Below are 21194 nucleotides of genomic sequence, written 5' to 3'. Positions count from 1 at the left end.
TGTATTGAAGTTTATTCTAATAGTTAATTACACTATATTTAACATATTATTTTTTGTTTAAAATTACATTTTTTTATTTTTTATATGTATATAATTAAAATATAAGTCAATAATTAAAATATCATAACAATCTTCTCAATATACATAATACTCTATTTAATATAATTTTTTATATTAAATAGAGTATTATTTTTTCAGATAATCTAAGTTAATAGTACTATTATTCTAATTTATATAATTTTATCTATAATTAAAGTTCAAAGTCAGAAGATTGACTTTGTTTATATACCTTATCATAAACATTTTTTCTAAAGTAAATAAATTCATCATTACTTACTTTAGATGGGTATGTCATTATCTTTAATGGTAATAATTCATTTCCTATTTGTAATGGTAGCTGTATATAATCAAACTCATTTAATTTAAAGCCTAATCTTTTATAAAATTCAATTCTACGTATACATATATCATCATTAGGAAATTCCACCTCTAGATAAATAGGCTTGTTCGAATTATTTATATATTCTTTTAGCAAGTGAGTTCCCATACCTTTACCTCTTAAGATTCTATCTACTGCAAAATGTTCTATAAAATTAAACTTCTCAAATTCCCATGTTGCTATAAATCCAACAACATTTCCACTATGGTCTTTGACTCCATATACTTTATATAAATCATCATCAAAAATTTCTTTTTGACCTTCTCTGCTTCTTCTTTCTATATTAGGAAAGGACTTATCTAATAAGCAAAAAAAGCTCTCAAAATCATCCTTTTCAATTCTTTCTAAATTCTTAAACATAAATTTCTCCTCCAATAAATTCAAAAATACCATATCTTATTTTAATTATAACTATATTTTAAATATATGTTAATATATGAATAAGCGAAGTGGACGAAGTAATTAAACTTAGGAATACTAAAATGAGTATAGTCCTATTTTAGCTTGCTCCCAATATAAAATTGAGACAAGCAGTAAATATGACAATACTCATTAAGGATTCTCAAAGTCCAATTACAATGCCACTTCACCTATTTCATATATTAACACGTATTTAAACAATTCTTAAATAAAATCACTTTTAATTATACTTTAAAAATGATTTTATTACAAAGTTTTGATTTTTTATTTCATTACCACTGTATACTAGGTGATATTTTTTTATAAATTTAATCCTATATAATTTTTCACAATTAACTAGTATATATTTAAAAGCTTATATGCCTTCAGCATATAAGCTTTTATAATTTTCATATCATATATTAATGCAATTACATAATAAAAACATAAAACAAACCAAATCTAAAACTAAGATGTTTGTTTATTATTATAATAATTATAAATGTAAAATGGTACTCCGATAAGCATCAGTATGAATCCCCACATTACAGTTTCTGCTCCTGAACCATAAATAGTCCATATAGAATATGCAAATGCCAAAAGAGGTATTATTGATTTCTTTATAAATATTTTAAAATTAAATTTCTGCTCTTCTCTAAACATAAGCATCATTTCTGCACTTACTGCTAATAAATAAACAGGTAAAAATGACAATGTTGCTAATATAGTTATAAACGTAAAAGCAGATACCATGCTCTTTTGGTAATTCATCACAAGTAATATATTTACCAATACTGATCCAGCTATCAATGAATTTATTGGAGTTCCATACTTAGGATGTAATTTACCAAAAAATTTAGGAAACACTCCATCTATTCCTGCTGCATATGAAACTCTAGCTGTTGATAATAGCCATCCAATTGTTGTTCCTAAAATGCATATTATAACTGCGATTGTTAGTCCTTTCCCAATTGAGTGTCCAAATATATTAGTTAATATGTCTGTAAGTGGTGCTGTACTAGTTGAAAGCTGTAGATTTGACATAGCTCCCATACTTCCAACACTTATTAATATGTAAATAACAGATGCTATTATCATTCCATATATTGTGCTCTTTTTAACATTTTTTTCTGGATCTCTGATTTCTCCTGCTGTAACTGTAGAACTTTCCAAGCCTACAAATGCCCATAATGTTGATGTTGCCGCTAATGGAATTGTAGATAATCCCTTTCCTTGTGGCATAAGTGGCATTAAATTAATTTTATCAAAATTTAAGAAAGCTGCTATTATAAATACTCCAAAAAATGCAATCTTAAACACAGTAACAAAAGTTTGAATCTTTCCAGCTTCTTTAACTCCTACTATATTTAATATAGTAAAAATCCATAATAATGAGCTAGTGTATATTATTGATGCTAATGGATTTTGAAGTGCAGGTATAATGGATGCACTATAACTAGATAAAGCCACAATAATTGCAGCATTTCCAATCCAAGAACCATTCCAATATAACCATGCACTTAAAAAACCTGTAAATTCTCCGAATGCTTCTTTAGTATATTGATATGCCCCCCCAGTAGCTGGATATTTAGAACCTAAGTTTGCAAATGAAATTGCTATTAATATAGAACCTATAGTCGTTATAACCCATGCTATTATTGTTGCTAACGGGCCTGATACCTGTGCAAGGGTTGCTGGCAACATAAATACTCCTGAACCAATCATATTTCCACATACAAGCATAGTAGCCATAAATAGACTGATTTCTTTCTTCAAGTTGTTATTCTCCATTTTTTCCTCCTAATGTTGGACTGAAATCACAATATAAAATTTAACCTTTAACATTGTAATTTTATCAGCTTCTCATCATTTGTCAATGCATTGTCTAATGTTTATATACAGTTACACAATTTGATATTATTAAAATTTCTGTTTACAAAGTGTAATTTTATATTTTCATAATATTTCAATTTATAAATTGATTAATAATTAATAATTTATAGAATATATTTATAATTTTCTCTTTATTAGAAATTTATATACTATATTTCTTAATAATTTAACTACACTTCTTCTTTTTTTCCACATTTCTCATATAAAAGAACCCCTGTCCATTCACATAAGAATCCTAATACTGCGCCAATAAGTAATGATGGTATAAGATTCATCAAATCTCCATTAGCTGCAAATGTTGAAAATGATCCAACAAAAGCTCCTGGTATAAATGCAAGTACTTTAATTTTAGATTGTATACATAAGAAAAATGTAGTCACTATTGTCATGATTACTCCCGCTTGTGGAAAACCTAACATAGCTGATACCTTTATACTTAGCATTGCCCAAAATACTCCACTCAAATTTGTACATATAGCACTTTTAAATCCCTCTTTTTTACCACCTGCTGCAAAAAAAGTAGTACAACCTGCAAAACCCGCCCAAGCAATTAATCCTGCAGCATCAGCACCTATCATCCACGCACCACAAAGTATTGCTGTAGTTAATGATAATGAAAATAATGAACTCATTATTATTTCCTCCTATAATATTAATTTTAGGTTATTTTTTATTAAAATGTTTATTATAAAATGTATTTAACTATTTTATGATAAAAATAGCTGTGTTTAATCTTATGGATTTTTAACACAGCTATTATTATAAATGAATAATTAAAAAATTTATAGAATTATTTCTCTTTCTTCTCCATTATTTTTGAATTTTATTTCGCCCTTACCTATAGCTGTAACTGGACATACAAGTGCACATAAATGACATCCAACACATCTATCTTTATTTACTTCCGGCTTTCTTTCCTCTACATTCCATTTTATAGCTTGATGAGCACCATCATAACAAGAAATGTAACATCTACCACAGCCTAAACATTTTTCTTCATCAACTTCTGGATAAACTATATATTCTCTATCTAAATCTTCAGCTGGAATAATATTTTTAACAGCTATTCCAACCATATCTTCTAGCTTTTCAAATCCATGTTCTTCCATAAAATGAGATAACCCACTTATCATATCTTCTACTATTCTATACCCATATTGCATTACTGAAGTAGTAACTTGAAGATTACTTGAACCCAATAATATAAATTCTAAAGCATCTTCCCATGTTTCTATTCCACCAATTCCACTTATAGGAACACCTTGTAATTTTTCATTCTTAACAAGTTCATAAATAAATCTTAATGCTATTGGTTTTACAGCTTTTCCTGAATATCCTGAAACAGATGATTTAGCATTAACTACTGGTTTTGCAGTCATTGAATTTATATCAATACCAGTTATGCTTTTTATAGTATTTATTGTTGCAAGTCCTGTTGCTCCGCCTTCCATAGATGCAATAGCTGGTACTGACATATCTCCTATGTTAGGAGTCATTTTAGCTAGTATTGGTAAATGAGTACCTCTTCTAGTTGCTTCACAATATTTTTTAACAAGTTCTGGGTTTTGACCAACATCTGAACCCATTTCATGACTTGTCATTTGAGGACATGAGAAATTACATTCTATCATGTCAGCACCAGCTTCAGTTACAAGCTTTGCTAAGTCTTCCCACTCTTTTTCATTTTCTCCCATTATTGAAGCTACTACAACTTTAGTAGGATAATTTTCTTTTAATCTTCTTAAATCATCTAAATTTTGTTGTAATGGATGATCTGATATTTGTTCCATATTTTTAAACCCAACAAATGAAGTTGCTTCTTTTCTTAAACTATCAAAACGTGGAGAAACTTCATTAGGCATAAAGAAACCTATAGTTTTAAACATTACACCTGCCCACCCAGCTTCAAATGCTTTAGCACACATTTCATAGCAATTTCCTACTGGTGATGATGATAAGAAAAATGGATTTTCACATTTTACTCCACAAAATTCTATTGATAAGTCTTTGATAATACTCATTATCTAGCACCTTCTTTCTCATTTAAATATTGATCTATTTTTTCTGCTGCTTCTTTTCCTAATTTAAGTGCATAAACAACTGTTTTATCACCTTCAACTATATCTCCACAAGCAAATACTCTATCAATATTAGTTTTATATTCTTTAGTTAATATCATTCCTTTATCATTAAGCTCTATATTAGCTATTGAATTTACTTCTTCTTGTTCTTGTCCAATTGCAAATATAACATTTTCTGTAGGTATATCTAAGTTTGAGTCATCAAACATACCTACCCCTTTAAATCTTGAAACACTACCATTTTCTCCAATAATTTCTTCAGGCTTAATTCCTGTAAATATTGGTATATTTAAGTCTATTACTTCTTGAATACTCTTTCTTTCAGCTGGCATTTTTTCTATAGTTCTTCTATAAACTATTTTAACATCTCCTGCACCTAAGTTCTTAGCTGTCATTGCACAATCTATTGCAACGTCTCCACCACCAACAACTATAACTTTATTTCCTAATTTATATTGTCCAGTTGACTTTACTTCTGCTAAAAAGTCTGTACCATTAATTACACCATTTAAATCAGAACCATTTATTTTAACTTCTTTACTCCTTTGCATTCCACAGGCAATTAAAAATGCTTTATAGCCCTCTTTACTTAAAGAATCTATAGTAACATCTTTTCCAATGTTTACATTAGTTCTAAACTCTACACCTAGATTTTCTATATATTTAATTTCATTATCTACAACTACTTGAGGTAGTCTTTCTTCTGGTATTCCATAAGTTAACCAACCACCTAATTTTTCTTTTTTTTCAAATACTGTCACATTGTATCCTAATTGTGCTAATTTAGTTGCTGCTGCTAATCCACTTGGACCTGAGCCAACTATAGCAATTTTTTCTTTATTACTTTCTACTTTGTTTAGCATTTCCATCCCTAAAACGTTTTCATAATCAGTTAAATACTTTTGAAGCTTTGCAATTTCTATAGGCTTGTCTATATTTGTTCTACTACAAGCTCCTTCACAATATTTCTTGGTAGGACATACTCTGGCACACACTCCTCCAAGTATGTTGTTTTCTCTTATTGTCTCAACAGCTCCCTTTAGATTTCTAAAGCGAAGCGAACGAATAAATTTAGCTGGATTCGTTCCTATTGGACATGCTTGTGAGCACGGTGCATCATAACATAGTAAACATCTTGAAGATTCCTCTATCGCAAATACTGGACTGATTAATTCTTCATTGTTTTTTTTCATTTTATTATTTTTATACAAAATGATCCCCCCTAAGTTGTGTATCGACAATATTAACTTAATATTTAAGAAATACTATTAAGTTAATCTTATGATGTTATAATTATATCATAAATAAATACAATGTTTTACTTTGCACTTTCTTGTTATGTTAATGTTTACATTGACTATTTGTTAAAATAATTATTTTTTAGATACTCTATTGTAACTTCTTTCTTTTTTATACACTATATTTATGTTTTTTATATTTTTGTATATTATGTAAAATGTTTCAACTAAAACAAAATTATCTATTAAAACAATAATTATGTTATTCTAATAGATAGTTTATTTTAATTTATGACTATTTATATCAATAATTTGTATATCATATAAGTCATTATTTAATTATATTTCCTGAGAAATAATGGGATTTTTATAAATTCCTAAAGAATAAAAAAATCTATACGTTTGTTCTTTGCCATCTAACAAACATATAGATTATACTAAGTATTTGAGTTATTTTGTTTTTTCATTAGATTTTATACAAAATAATATAAAATTTAATTAGTTTATACATAATACAATACACTTAGCTTTTTATTTTTGAGTACTTTTTTAATCATTTTTTTAGATTTTGTTCTTCTTTCCCAGTATCTGTAATATTGCTTACGGAACCATTATTCTTATCTTTTGAAGTTTCATTATTTTTATCTTCTGTTTCTTCATTGTTTGTTGTATTATCCCCTGGCTTAATTTCCTCTATTGGAGGTAATACTATTTCTGGCTTTGTTTCTGGAACTTCTTCAGGATCCTTCTTTATTTCAGACTCTTTATTATCTTCTATTGGCTTTTGTACTTCTGGAGTAATTTCTTTTATTGTTTCTTCAATTTTATCTTTTTTAGGTATTGTATTATTTTCTAAAGTATTTTCTGGTTTATCACTATATTTATCATCTGATAAATTATTATTTATTTCTGGTTTTTCTGAATTTTGTGCATTATCAGCTTTCCAGTAAATACAATTTTCTTTATCTTTTATTAAAGAAGTAATTTCTTTAACAGGAATATTTTCAATTTTAGATTTTACAGTTTCATCAGCTGAAAGAGAAACTTCATATCTTCCTAAACTTATACCTTTAGTTTTTGCTTCTTCCACCGCTTCTTTACTACCTTTTACATAAGTTACATTTTCAGTTTTAAAAGTTGTTTTAATAGCATCTTGTATTTGATTTTCGTAATTTTCATCTTCATGCTTATCTAATAATGCAAAAGCAACTAATACTTCTCCCGTTTCACCTAAATATTCTTTTTCAACTAGAATAGCCTTTATACCTTCTATTCCTTTGTCTATTTCTAGACCATTTATACTTGAAAAATCAATATTTTTGCCGTCCTCATTAACACCTTCAACAGCTACTATTTTCTTCTTATTATTAACCTGTATTTGAATACTTGGATTTATATCTAAGCTTACTACAGCATATGCTTTGTTAAATGCTAATGGTTGAAAGAACGTAAATATAAGTAAGAATAATGCTGCAAATGTTCCAAATGTTTTGAATAAGCTAATTTTATTAACACTTCTATTTTGATTAATATTAACTAAATCTTCTTCAAAGTAAAATATCTTTTGTCCTAATTTCATACCATCTTTTACTTTGATGCTCTCTATGCTACCCGTATCATTCATTACTATTGCATATTCTTTTTTTATTTCCATTATTATTCCCTTACTCATGATTATCACCTACTTTCTGATCCAATTTTTTAGTGTCTTAAGATTTTTCTTAAATATAATTACTACTGAAATTATAAATTTTTTGCTTCGTTTCACTACTTTTTCAGTAACAGAAAATCTAAGTACAATTTTCTTAATTGGTAATCTTTTTTTAACCTCCATAAAAGTTGTTAGTTCTTCTACTTCACTTATTTGCTTTGCTAAATTCATAGCATTTTCTCGTGTTGCTCTTTGCTTAGGCGCTTCTTCCACTAAATCTTCAAATGTAAAGCCATATAACATTATTTCTGATTTTAATATATTTATGTCATCAACTAATAATCCATTATCTTCTTCTTCTAAATATTCATCTTGAATTTCTATTCCCTTTTCAACCAGTTCTTCAATAGATGAACATGAATGTTTATTTTGGCTTTTTAAATAATTTTTAATTCTACTTGATATAACAAGCTTTGCGAATGGTAAGAAATAACCTTTATTTTTCTCATATCTTTCAATAGCCTCACAAAATGCAAGTAATGCAATACTTAGTTCTTCATCATTTTCACAAGACACATATTTTCCAGTAACATCAGATATGCTTTTAATTATAAAAGGCATATGTTGTTCTATTAATTGATTTACATCAAGGTCTTGTCCAATATTTAAATCTTCTAAAACACATTCGAGCATATTTAAGCTCCCTTCCTGTTCATTATTATATACAAAAAATATTAGTATTTTCGGTACTTTTTATTTCCAATGAATAAAATTTTCTAAAATATAATACATTGTATTACTTCATGCTTATATATTACCATATATTTTTTAATAAAGTAACAAGTAACAAACATATTTTATATGTACTAATTTTAATTAAATTAAAATTCAATCTTTTATTTAATTCTTTATAAATAAAAATCTTTTATTTATGATAAATTCTCACTAAATTTACGTATTTATTTTTTTAAATATAAAAATACTGCTAGGACTAATTAAAATCCTAGCAATATTATTAAAAATTATAATTTATTTATAACTTCTATTAAAAGTTTAATGATGCTGTTTATATAATTTCTACATATAAATATTATAATCAAAATAACAGCTTAATAGTTTTATATAAATATCTCTAATGTCCCAAATATCTTTAAAATTAGTATCATCTAAATATTGTCATAATAATTATCACCATAATATTCTCTTCTATTATATTTTCCTTGTTTATAAATATTATTTCTATTTTCTATTTTCTTTAGATTCATTTCTATCTTATTAAAATACTGTTCTTTTTGATTTAACTCATTTTCTTTTTCTTTAAGTTTAATTTCTTTTTCTTTAAGTTTAATTTCTTTTTCTTTTATATTAATTTCTTTTTCTTTTATATTATTTTCTTTTTTATTAATTTCCATTAAAAAACGATTCAAATTTTCTTGTTTTTCTTTAAGTTTAATTTCTTTTTCATTAATATAAATTTCTCTTTCTTTTATATTGATTTTTTCCTCTTTTACATTTAATTCTCTTTCTTTTATTTCTAACTCTTTTTCTTTTACTTTACTCATAAAGTCATAAGATGAATCCTTATAAGATTCCTGTTGCATTTCTTTTTCTTGCCTATCCTTTTGCTGTATATCTTTTTCTTGTTTATCGGTTTCTTTTCTTATTGATGTTGATTTATAATGCATTTCATTTCTATTATCATTTACCGAAGTTGAAAAAGTTATTAGTGCCATAAAGGCTGCCCCCTTAATCCATTAATATATAGTTATGATAAATTTACTTCATCTATAGCTAAATAGCCATGCATAGCTACGGGACTAGTTGGTTTTGAAATGGAAGCTTCAAAAACAATTGTTTCAGTTACTGTAATTATATATTGATGATGTTCCCAGTCATCACTAATATATGGTACCGAATGTGTAAAAGTATCTCTAACAACCCCATCTGTATTTTTTATAACTACTTTAGCTACAGCTGGATCTGACTGTGGTCCTTCTGTCAAATGGAAGAATGCATAATAATCTATTACCTGTCCAACTACAACATCAACACTTTGTTTTAGTATAGCGCTTTCATTAACCTTACCTGATCTTAATAAAGCAAAACATTTACTATCTTTACCTTTTAATTCTTTATTTTCACCATCCTTTTTATATTTAAATTCATCTGTGGCTTTAACAAATCCAGCAGGTATATCTATTTTAGTCCATCCATCAAGACTACATTTTCCTTCAACTTCAAATCCTCCGTTGACAAAATCGTCTCCTGGTTCTGGTTCTGGACCTGGTTCATTACAATCTTCAAATTCAACTTGAAATAAAATTGATGCACAAAATACTGAATGGCAAGGTAAACAGAAATCTCCATAGTACTCTTCTGACTCATCACAACATTTTCTTACTTCTAGGATATATTCAACTCCACCGTCAAAACTATCTCCCTTTTCAACTACTTTATCATCTGTAATATTATATATTATAAAATCACAATTTGTACAAATATCCATCACTTTTAAAGATGCTTTTTCAATAAGAGTAAGATCTAAAGTATCTCTCACAGTTGATTGTGAGTCAATTGGATGATAAGTTTCTTCTCCGTAATTTCCGAATACTAACAAAAATCCAATATCATCACCTTTACCTGGATTACATGGTTCTATCGAACATCCACAATCTCCTTCAGAATATACGTATTTATATGAAAACACTTTAATTTCTTTTTTTATGGTTATAGGTTTTACATTTTGCTTAAAGCAATTTAAATCCTTATTATAAAAGTTAGCTATATTTCTATAATTTATTTTTCCATCTGTAGGCATAATTATTCTCCTTATCTTTTTTTAATGAAATTATCGTAAAATTTATTACTACACTATATGTTAATAAGAATAAAATTGTTACATTAATAAGCCCTTATATGAATTGTCCTAAAATTTTCATATAAGGGCTCTAGATAATACATAAAAATATTACCAGAATTAATACATAATTAAGTTCCTCGTAATATTTAAATCAATAAGCTTACTTCTTATATTTATACTTAAAGTTAAGGATGTGTTACTGTTACTGCATCTATAGCTAAATGTCCATGTGGAGGTTCAGGTTTATTCACATCTTTAACACTTGCTTCTAAAGTAATTCTTCCACATACTGTAACATCATAATAATAAGGTTCCCAACCTGTACTAACATAATGTGCTTTTTGGGTTACTATAGTATCTATTATATCGCCATTAGAGTTTTTAATAACTATTACTTGAGCTTCATCAGGCCAACCTGGGAAATCTGGTAAATCGAAAAATGCATAAAAATCTATTCTATCGCCTTGCTTAACGTCAAATGTTTGCTTTAATATGCTCTTAACCCCATCATCTCCGCTTTTCAACAAAGCGAATCCACAATCACCATCTTGAGGTGTTAAATTAAAACCAGCACTACTAGTGTAAGATGATACTGCTTGTACAGTTCCTCCTCCACTTGCTGGTATTGCAATCCAACCATCTAAACTTGGTTCTTCTCCTTCACAGAAGCTACCATTTTCTAAATCTAATCTAGTACAAGGTTCAAACTCAACTTGGAATAAAATTGATGCACAAAATACTGAATGACAAGGTAAGCAGAATGCTGCAGTACAATTTTCGTCATTTTCATCACATTCTCTTATTTCAAGAGTATAAACATTTCCACCTACAAATTCAGTTACTCCTGGAATAACTTCTGTTCCTCCACCTGTTCCTGGTGTTAAACCTGTAATATCAAAAATTTTAAAATGACAATCTGCACAAATGCTCATTACTTTTAAAGATGCATTGTAGATATTTGAAAGATCTAAAATATCTATTACTGTTGAATCTGTTGGATTAAGTGGAGAATAAGTCTCTTCTCCATAGTTTCCAAATACTAATGTAAATCCAATATCGTCACCTTTTCCTGGATAGCAGTTTTCTCGACAATTACAATCTGCTTCTGAATATACATATTTATATGAAAATACTTTTGTTTCACTTTTTATAATTATAGGGACTTCATTTATTTTAAAACAATTTGAACTGGTATCATAAAAACTAGCTTGATTAAGATAATTTACTTTTGCCATACTTATATTCTCCTTTAATACATAACTTTTTAGCATTATTTATTTGCTACTTTAATTTATGTCGAAATAGGTAGATTTGTTACTCTTTTATTGAATCTTGTTCATAAAAAAATATCTAAAGTAATTGATATAATCTTTTTACTTTAGATATTCTTTAATTATTTACTTATATTTCATAATTTGATAATTTATATTTTCGCTATGTTTTAAATAGATCCAGTAACTCATACTTATTTAATTTATTAAATAATCCTTCCTCTTTTAGCTCTCCAGTTATTACATCTTCTATTAAGGCTTTTTTATCATCTTGAAGCAATAGTATCTTTTCTTCTATGCTTTCTTTTGTTATTAATTTAATTACTCGAACTACGTTTTTTTGTCCAATTCTATGAGCTCTATCTGTGGCTTGATCTTCTATTGCTGGATTCCACCATGGGTCAAAATGTATTACCATATCCGCTGAAGTTAAATTTAATCCAGTTCCTCCAGCTTTTAAAGAAATTAAAAATATTTTTATATCTTCATTATTATTAAATTCATGTGCAAGTCTAATTCTTTCTTTTGAAGGCGTACTTCCATCTAAATATAAATAAGAAATTTGTTCACCTTTAAGTTCATCACAAACTTTATGTAGTACAGATGTAAATTGAGAAAAAAGAAGTATTTTGTGCTTATTCTTTATGGATTTTTTTATCAATTCTTTTGCTACATTAATTTTTCCACTTCCGCCATCATAATCCTCAACAATTATAGATGGATCTAAACAAAGCTGTCTAAGTCTTGTTAAATAAGCAAATATAGCCATTCTATTATTTTTGCTATCAATTTGTTTTAACTTATCCTGTATATCTTTAATATAAGTTTTATATATTTTCTTTTGATTCTTTGTCATCTCTACAAAAAATCTATCTTCTATCTTATTAGGCAATTCTTTTATAACATCTTTTTTCAATCTTCTTAATATATATGGATTTATCATTATTCTTAATTCTTGTTTTGATTTTTCATCATTATTTATAAATTTCTTCGAAAATTCATCTTTACTAAAAAGATATCCTGGCATTATAAAATCAAACAAAGACCATAAATCAAGCAAATTATTTTCAACTGGTGTTCCTGTTAATGCAAATCTAATCTTGGCCTTTATTCCCTTAACTACTTCTGTTACTTTTGCCTTAGGATTATTTATATTTTGTGCTTCATCTATTATTAAATAATCAAATTTCATACTTTCATATTTTAAATAATCATTTCTTAAAGTTCCATAAGTTGTAATTATCAAATCATATTTTTCAATATCATCTAATACTTTGTTTCTAGCTTTTAAATCTCCATGTATAATTCCTACTTTTAAACTAGGGGCAAACTTTTTAAACTCTTCATCCCAATTATATATTAATGATGTTGGAGTTATAACAAATGCTTTCCTATTTGGTTCTGAAAGTAAAAATGAAATTATTTGAATAGTTTTACCAAGTCCCATTTCATCAGCAAGTATTCCTCCAAAACCTAGTTTACTTAAATTTTTAAGCCATCTATATCCTTTAACTTGATATCCTCTTAAAGTAGCATTAAGATTACTTGGAATAAATATTTTCTCATCATCCAAATTCTCTAGCTTATTTAAAGCTTCTTTAAATATCTCTACTCCGTTAACATTATATTTTTTACTATTTAATTTTTCATTTAAATAATATAATTTATTATTATCAACTATATAAGAATTGTTTTCACTCATTATATCTATATTTAAATTTTCTATAATTCGTAAAAAGTTTATTATGTCTCCATCTTCTAAATTAACAAAACTCTCATCATTTAACTTAATATAACTTTTCTTCTCTTTCCATGCTAAATATATTGCATTTAAATCATTATTACTAAAATCACTTAATGAAAAAGAAAAATCGATACCTTCTTTGTTTTTGTTTAAATCATAATTAATAAATGATCCATTAAATAAAGTAAATAATTTTTCATCTTTTAAATCACTTACTTCTCCAATTTTTTTAATTTTGTTTATTCCATTTTTTAAAAACTCATAATATTCATCATCATTTCCTTGAAATATAAAATCACCAGAACTATAAAAAAATCTAAATTTATTCATTTCACTTTCAATACTTCTAACTTTTCTAGATCTTTTAATTATAAAGTTAGAATTTATATTATCATGGTTATAATCTAATTCTAAATTTTCTCTAATTATTTTAACTTTAATAATTCTATCATTATTCCTATTTATTAAATTAAATTTGAAACTTATTAATTTATCCAAATCATCGATAATATCTTGTTCAATATTTATATCATGAGAAATCTCATTTAAGACTTCTATTATTTTATTTATATCTTCTATATAAGTATCTTTAGATAAAATAATCTCTCCGTATTCCTTTAAATCTTCATAAAATTTAATATAACTCTGCAAGTGCTTTATAGGAGATATGTATATATTTCTATCATATAAAAAAGCATTCATTTTTTTATTTAATGGTATAGGAAAAACTTTTTTTGTTTTCAATATATAATCTTCTTTTAACTTTTTAAAAGTGAAACTAATTGGCAAATTAGTAGTTTTTATATCACACAAATAGTTTTGATAATTATATTTAAACTTTATTTTCTTTTTATTTATAAGGTTTAAAAATCTTCTTATATTTTGAGGAAATATTTTTATATTCCCAGTATTGAGTTCTAATCTACAAATACTTAAATATTCTTCTAGAAATTCTATTAATTCTTCATCATCTTCATTAAAGTAATATTTCTTATGGCTATATATAAGTCCTTTTGCTATATAAAAATTTTCTTTTTTTATATAGCTAGAAATAAATTCCTTCATATTAACTAAATACTTTGTTTTACTTCCTATTAAAAAACTTGCTTCAAAATAATCTTCATTTTTATCCTTTACTTCATTTACTACTACATCTATCGCTAAAAGTTCTTTATTATTTTTTTCATCTAATATATATTTAACATTTTCTTTTTTAACATTCTCTATTTTATTTTTATTACTTTGTTTTTTAACTTGATCAAAAAATGTTAATATTATAGCTACTAAATGCTCGCAAATTACTATCCCATCTAAATCTTCATCATATTTTTCTTTATGACATTCACATTTAGCTAAAGTAACTTTTCCATTTTTCAAATCTAATCTTAAATGTGGATTATATTCTTTAAGTTTATCATCTTTTATTTTTCCATATATGTTATATAAACTTTCAATCTTTTTTCCATTAAGTCTAACCAATTTCTTATCAGTTATAATATCTTTTCCCCTTGTTAAACTTATTTTAGATATACTTTTTAATAACTGTGATTCCAAATCTAATAACTTCAAATTATCACCACCTCAAAAATCCTAAATAAGCCTAAATAATCCAATATTGGTTTACTTAAGCAAATTATAAATATTAAAAGGAGCTTAGAGACCGGCGAAGGACACTCTAAGCTCCATAATTAGCACTTTACGTACCAACTGCCCATTTAGAATAACATAATTCTTATTTAATAGCAATATATTTTTTATTTAAACTGTGCTTTAGATTAACACATTCCTCCATTTCCTCCACCGCCTCCACAGGCGTTCATATTGTTATTATTGTTCATATTGTTATTATTAGCATTTTTTCTTGCATAATTAGATGCAAATTCCATTACTTTAGCTTGAAGTTTATTTAAGCTATCTAAATATTCTATATTGTTAGGTTCTATTTCTGTTGCTGTTTTTAAATATACTAAAGCTGTATCAAACCATCCTTTTTGTACAGCTATAAAGCCTTGCAAATAATTCCATTCTGCTGAAGTTTTATCATCTGCAACATTAAGCTTAGCCTCTGCTTCTAGAAAATTATTTTTTTCTATTAAAGACCTAACTTCCTTGTACAAATTTCCATTAATAAGTACATCATAAGCTATGTTCACGTCTTTTAATATAGATTGATTATTTTCATTTTGCTCATTTTCATTGTAACTTTCTACTATCTGTTGGTATTTTTCTTTAATATCATCTTTACTTGCACCTTCATTCAAACCTAATACTTTATATGGATCCAAATTAATAACACTCCTCTAAAAATTTCTTTATTCCTTAATATTAAATATATTTTTCATATTTAATATTATTACATCCCTTATTTTTATTTATGAGTTAGTTCTTAATTAATTTAAAAAAGTTATTAATATATGTTTTTTTATATTAGGCTATATTTTAGTAGCGTTTTTATACATTTAATACAGAGTCTTATATTAAAAAGTATTTTTTTAATATCACTGCACGTATAGTTTCATATTTTATATATGGTGGAAGCTGTTTTTTTATTGCGCTTATTTTTTCATATCCAATTTTTTCACATACATCACTAATTAAATTTTCTTCTTCTTCATTATAAAATTCTTCTAACTCCAAATTAAACTTACTTTCTCCAAATTCTTTAATATAATCTGTTGCATATCCTAAAATAGTTGATATTGAAACCTCTATTTCATCACATATTTCATTTAATTTTCTTCCTTCTTTTAACATGTCAATTGCAATTTCATTGTCTTCTCTATTTTCCCCATCAATAATTACTTTTCTTCTTTTCCTGTCCACCCATTTTATTTCTATATTATTCTCTAAAACATATTCACTAACTATTGAAACTAGCTTTTCTCCATATAAAGAAATTTTCTTTGGACCAATTCCGCTTATATCTTTTAACTCATCAATATTAATAGGATATCTTCCACTTATCTCTTTAAGTGAATTTTTAGAAATTATCATTTTAGGAAGTGTATTTTCCTTTTTAGCTTCTTCACATCTAATTTCATCTAGCTTATTAAATAACTCTTCATTTGTATTAATGTCTAAATGAACACTTTCCATTTTAACTTCTTCTTTTTCCTTTATTTCATTTGATATTTCAATATTATTTTCTTTTACAAATTTCTTTATTTCATTTTCAAATATTTCACCATATTTTTTATACTTTATTTCTCCAACACCTGATATATTTAACATTTGTTCCTTATTAACTGGATATTTTACTGTCATTTCTTTTAATGTAGCATCTCCAAATATAACGTATGGAGGTACCCCATTTTCTACAGAAATTTCTTTTCTTATTTCCTTAAGTATTGAATATAATTCATTATCCTCTCTAGCCTTCTTTTCAATTTTAAATTCTTTAAATACAACTTTTTCTTCTGACTTTAATACATTCATTGATCTTTGATTCAATCCTAAAACAGGATACGTTCCATTAACGACAGATATATATCTATGTGATATTAAAGTATTAATAAAATTTTTAAGTTCATCATTTGAATAATCTTTCATTATTCCATAAGTTGATAATTCATTAAAGTTAAATTGTATAACTTTTTTATTCTTAGAGCCTCTAAGAACATCAACTAACATACCAGAACCAAATTTATTTTTCATTCTATATATACATGAAAGAACCTTTTGCGCATCTATAGTTTTGTCTACTAATTCTCCTTCATTTAAACAATTACTACAGTTGTTACAATTATGATCATAAATTTCTCCAAAATAGTCTAGTATATATTTCCTGTAACATTCATTGCTGTATACAAAATCAGTCATTTCATTAAGTTTTTTATATTGATTATTTTTTCTATCAATATTTTCAATAGATTGCTCTATTAAATACTTTTGTATTTGAACATCTTGAGGTGAGAATAATAAGATACACTCACTTTTTTCTCCATCTCTTCCTGCTCTACCTATTTCCTGATAATAACCTTCTATATTTTTAGGCATATTATAATGTACTACAAATCTTATATTTGGCTTATCTATTCCCATTCCAAAAGCATTAGTTGCTACCATAATATTACTTCTGTCATATATAAAATCTTCTTGATTTTGCTTTCTATCATTTTCTGATAATCCTGCATGATATTTAGTAACTGAGAATCCATTATGATTTAGTTCTTCATGTATTTTATCAACTTCTTTTCTAGTTGCTGCATAAATTACTCCTGAAGATTCCTTATTATTATTTATATAATTATGCAAGTATAATTTTTTATCTCCAGATTTTATTACATTTATAAGTAAATTTTCTCTATCAAATCCTGTAATAAAAATTTTAGGTTTATTTAAGTTAAGAAGTCTTATAATATCTTCTCTTACCTCTTCTGATGCTGTCGCTGTAAATGCTGTAATTATAGGTCTTTTTTTAAGTAACTTAATAAAACCAGACACTTTTGTATAGCTTGTTCTAAAATCATGTCCCCATTGAGAAATACAATGCGCTTCATCTATAGCAATTTGAGATATACTACATTCTGAAATAACATTTAAAAAATTAAGTGATTCTAATCTTTCTGGCGCTATATATAATATTTTACATTGACCACTTTTAATATTTTCTATAACTTGATTTTCTTCACTACTGCTTATTGAGCTATTAATAAACTCACCATCTATCCCCATATCTTTTAATGCATCTACCTGATCCTTCATTAAAGAAATAAGAGGTGAAATAACTATTGTAAGTCCTTCAAATATAAGTGCTGGAATTTGATAACAAATTGATTTACCACCACCTGTTGGCATTATGGCTAATACATCATTTCCATCTATAATATTTGAAATTATATTTTCTTGCCCTTTTCTAAAAGACTTATATCCATAATACTTTTCTAAAAATTCTAATTCTTTGCTTTTCATTTAAATAAATCTCCTTAAAATACTACTTTCTTATTTTGCCATGTTTTATTAGATTATTGATATATTTAAAACACAGTGCAGGAATAATAGTGCGACATATAATTAATTTTAACTTACCAATATTAATTATAGCCTTTTATATTATATATTAATATCTATTCCCACATTATAAAATCTATTAACATATAAATTTTAGTAAAATTTTATAAGGAATCAACTAAAAAGTATTTTTAGTTGATTCCTCTACTTATTTTTATTATTGCCTTATATCATAAAATCAAGACCCTAAAGTTTATTTATATCATTGCATTTTCTCTATACTTTTTAGTTTTGGTTTTCCTTCAACAGGAACATAAATATATACTTTTACAAGTTCAACTTTTAATTTTGAAATGTCACTTGTTGATCCACATATAAACATATAGTTTGTTCCATCTACAACTTGACTACAGACTGTTATAGGTGTAAATATTCTATCTATATTTTCTTTAAGAGCGGTTTTAAGAACTTCTCTATCTTGCTTTCTTACATACCTATGAACATTCCATTCATTTAAACACTTCTCCATCTTCACACCTCCATATTATATTACCTTTATAAAAAAATATTGTATTTTTGCACATAATTTATTCTTTCTTATTATATTGTTTAAATAGCTGATTAGTATACACTGTAGCCCCTGTAACTAAAATTCCCTGTATCGCTGCATTTATATTAAATCCTAATAAAAGCATTCCCCCTACAATTCCAATAATCAATAAAATAAATGGTATAAATTTATTAGGAATACTCTCTGTACCCCTAATTATCATGCCTACTATATACAATGCAGGTATTAGTATTAATGCATTTTGTGATATATAGGTCATAAAATCCATAAAAATTCCTCCTAATGTTCTTAATTAAATTTTTCTAGTTATAGTAAGCCTATAATAAATTTTAATTTCTCCTTTAATTACTTTTCTAATCTAAAATTTTATTTCTTTAATATAATATGAATAAGCCTTTCTCTTTGTACACAACAAAAAACCAAATTAAAAAGATTATAATTTTTTTAATTTGGCTTAACAATATGTCTATTTATAATAATAATTTGTTTATTGTTTTATTGCTTTTACTATATAACTATCTTTAAGAATATTAATTTAGTCGTCACTACATACACAGAAACTATGTTGCAATTCTATATATTCATGCCAGCTTAAATTTTTTAGATATTTATCATAATGAACTTCGTTACAAAAACAACCTACTTTATTTTCTAAAAGTTCATTATTTAATCCTTTTTTACAATAAAAACACTGCTTTTTCATATTATCACTTCCACTTACAATATATTTATAAACATATAATATATTTATACGTTTACTCTTTCATTATATTTTAATCAATTATAACCTATTATATAAGTATATTTTAAATTTTAACTAAAATAAAAGTCATTAATTTAAATCTCTCAATCTTTTGATTAAGAAAAAATAAATTAATGACTTTATATAAACTTATCTTAAATATTAGTTGAACAATAATATTTTTCAAATAAAGTTACTTTAAGAATTCTCAATTTTCAATCTATACTTAAGTCATAATTAAAAGCCTAAAAAATATCTTTAAAAATCGCTTTATTTTATATCAAAATTATTAATTTGAAAATGTTTGAGTTCCCATATATTTATTGTTATCTTTATCGTAAATAACACCTACTCCAACCTTATTATAAGAAGGATTCATCATATTTTCTCTATGACCTTGTGAATTCCACCATTGATTAAATAATTCTACTGGATCGTATGTATTATATGCAATATTTTCACCAGTTGTATTATATTTATATCCTATTGTTTGTAACCAGTTTATCCATTTAGTTCCATCTGGATTTGTGTGGTCAAAATAATTATATTGAATCATATGGTCACTTTTATATCTAGCAACTTGTAATAAAGTATTATCCATAGTTAATGGTTGTAAACCAGCTTGTACTCTTTTTTCATTCATTAATTGAAGGATTTTATTCTCAGCACTACTTTGTATGCTTATAGAATACTTTTCTGGTAATTTGCTTAATCCATTAACATTTACAGAATCTCCATTTGTAGATGGTAAATTTTCTTGTGTATTTCCTGGTTGTTCAGGCTTAACTGTGCCGCCATCTCCATTATTGTCCGGATTTGTTGTATCTTTTCCTGGTACATTCGGAACTGTAACATCATTATTTGATCCATTGTCATTTCCTGGTGCATCTGGAACTGTAACATCACCATTTGATCCTTTATCACTTACTGGTACATTCGGAACCGTAACATCACCATTTGATCCATTGTCACTTCCTGGTACATTCGGAACTGTAACATCACCATTTGATCCATTAGTATCTGTTCCTGGCTTACTATTGCATGTCACCCATCCAAATTTCAAATTACAGCTTGTATTATTATTTTTTATATAATCACTTATTTGTATTTGTCCATTTGAACCTAAACAGAACCAAGTACCATAAACTTTACTCCAACATTTAGTTGTAGCATAATTATTAGTAGTATTATTTTTTCCTGCTGCGGATACCCCTAATGGACTTAGGCTAGTAATTGTTGCTATCGCTACAACCCCTCCTAGTATTCTTCTTAAAAAAGCTTTCTTCATTAGTTTCTCTCCCTCGCTATTTTTTTTTGGATATATGTGTAAATTTCAATATAATCCTTTTTAATTA

General features: G+C 26.1%; 17 protein-coding genes. All 17 read right to left on the bottom strand.

Translation table 11 applies throughout. The features are described from left to right. Nucleotides 1-250: 250 nt before the first annotated feature. The 17 genes from NG901_RS08140 to NG901_RS08060 all read right to left on the bottom strand — a co-directional run bounded on the left by NG901_RS08140 (nucleotide 251) and on the right by NG901_RS08060 (nucleotide 21127). Nucleotides 251-799 carry a GNAT family N-acetyltransferase gene (locus tag NG901_RS08140; RefSeq protein WP_252213498.1) on the bottom strand — a complete coding sequence of 183 codons (549 nt, stop codon included), beginning with the start codon at nucleotides 797-799 and terminating at the stop codon, nucleotides 251-253. A gap of 507 nt (nucleotides 800-1306) precedes the next feature. Continuing rightward, nucleotides 1307-2629 carry an APC family permease gene (locus tag NG901_RS08135; RefSeq protein WP_252213497.1) on the bottom strand — a complete coding sequence of 441 codons (1323 nt, stop codon included), beginning with the start codon at nucleotides 2627-2629 and terminating at the stop codon, nucleotides 1307-1309. 272 nt (nucleotides 2630-2901) lie between these two features. After that, nucleotides 2902-3363 carry a DUF1097 domain-containing protein gene (locus NG901_RS08130; RefSeq protein WP_252213495.1) on the bottom strand — a complete coding sequence of 154 codons (462 nt, stop codon included), beginning with the start codon at nucleotides 3361-3363 and terminating at the stop codon, nucleotides 2902-2904. A 150-nt stretch (nucleotides 3364-3513) separates the two neighbouring features. Next, complete coding sequence (preA, locus tag NG901_RS08125; RefSeq protein ID WP_252213493.1) at nucleotides 3514-4752, bottom strand: NAD-dependent dihydropyrimidine dehydrogenase subunit PreA; 1239 nt, start codon at nucleotides 4750-4752, stop codon at nucleotides 3514-3516. Continuing rightward, nucleotides 4752-6005: an FAD-dependent oxidoreductase gene (locus tag NG901_RS08120; protein ID WP_252213538.1), complete on the bottom strand. Its 1254-nt coding sequence runs from the start codon at nucleotides 6003-6005 to the stop codon at nucleotides 4752-4754. Before NG901_RS08120 ends, preA begins: the two co-directional genes overlap by 1 nt. Nucleotides 6006-6603: 598 nt before the next feature. Further along, nucleotides 6604-7722, bottom strand: a complete 1119-nt coding sequence (locus NG901_RS08115) for an anti-sigma factor domain-containing protein (RefSeq protein WP_252213491.1) — start codon at nucleotides 7720-7722, stop codon at nucleotides 6604-6606. Nucleotides 7723-7731: 9 nt separating this feature from the next. Beyond that, nucleotides 7732-8394, bottom strand: a complete 663-nt coding sequence (sigI, locus tag NG901_RS08110) for an RNA polymerase sigma factor SigI (protein WP_252213489.1) — start codon at nucleotides 8392-8394, stop codon at nucleotides 7732-7734. 473 nt (nucleotides 8395-8867) lie between these two features. Then, nucleotides 8868-9434: a ribonuclease gene (locus NG901_RS08105; protein WP_252213487.1), complete on the bottom strand. Its 567-nt coding sequence runs from the start codon at nucleotides 9432-9434 to the stop codon at nucleotides 8868-8870. Nucleotides 9435-9466: 32 nt separating this feature from the next. Further along, nucleotides 9467-10519, bottom strand: coding sequence for a hypothetical protein (locus tag NG901_RS08100; protein ID WP_252213485.1), 1053 nt, complete (start codon nucleotides 10517-10519; stop codon nucleotides 9467-9469). A gap of 227 nt (nucleotides 10520-10746) precedes the next feature. Beyond that, complete coding sequence (locus NG901_RS08095; protein WP_252213483.1) at nucleotides 10747-11796, bottom strand: hypothetical protein; 1050 nt, start codon at nucleotides 11794-11796, stop codon at nucleotides 10747-10749. A gap of 199 nt (nucleotides 11797-11995) precedes the next feature. Further along, the gene (locus tag NG901_RS08090) at nucleotides 11996-15145 is read right to left on the bottom strand and encodes a DEAD/DEAH box helicase (RefSeq protein WP_252213481.1); all 3150 of its coding nucleotides are present in this window, start codon (nucleotides 15143-15145) and stop codon (nucleotides 11996-11998) included. A gap of 206 nt (nucleotides 15146-15351) precedes the next feature. After that, nucleotides 15352-15861: a tetratricopeptide repeat protein gene (locus NG901_RS08085; RefSeq protein ID WP_252213479.1), complete on the bottom strand. Its 510-nt coding sequence runs from the start codon at nucleotides 15859-15861 to the stop codon at nucleotides 15352-15354. Nucleotides 15862-16048: 187 nt separating this feature from the next. Then, nucleotides 16049-18487: a DNA helicase RecQ gene (gene recQ / locus NG901_RS08080; RefSeq protein ID WP_252213477.1), complete on the bottom strand. Its 2439-nt coding sequence runs from the start codon at nucleotides 18485-18487 to the stop codon at nucleotides 16049-16051. Nucleotides 18488-18788: 301 nt separating this feature from the next. Beyond that, complete coding sequence (locus NG901_RS08075) at nucleotides 18789-19055, bottom strand: hypothetical protein (RefSeq protein WP_252213475.1); 267 nt, start codon at nucleotides 19053-19055, stop codon at nucleotides 18789-18791. 58 nt (nucleotides 19056-19113) lie between these two features. Continuing rightward, entirely contained in the window at nucleotides 19114-19365 is a 252-nt protein-coding gene (locus NG901_RS08070; protein ID WP_252213473.1) for a phage holin family protein, read from the bottom strand. 267 nt (nucleotides 19366-19632) lie between these two features. Beyond that, nucleotides 19633-19800 carry a hypothetical protein gene (locus NG901_RS08065; RefSeq protein ID WP_252213471.1) on the bottom strand — a complete coding sequence of 56 codons (168 nt, stop codon included), beginning with the start codon at nucleotides 19798-19800 and terminating at the stop codon, nucleotides 19633-19635. Nucleotides 19801-20128: 328 nt separating this feature from the next. Beyond that, a complete protein-coding gene (locus NG901_RS08060; protein ID WP_252213469.1) occupies nucleotides 20129-21127 on the bottom strand; it encodes a CAP domain-containing protein in 999 nt (332 codons plus the stop codon). Nucleotides 21128-21194 lie beyond the last annotated feature (67 nt).

Source organism: Clostridium sp. CMCC3677, from assembly GCF_023845585.1.
GTDB lineage: Bacteria > Bacillota > Clostridia > Clostridiales > Clostridiaceae > Clostridium > Clostridium aquiflavi.
The sequence above is the reverse complement of the archived record's forward strand: the minus strand, read 5'-3'. Positions and strand labels throughout refer to the sequence as shown.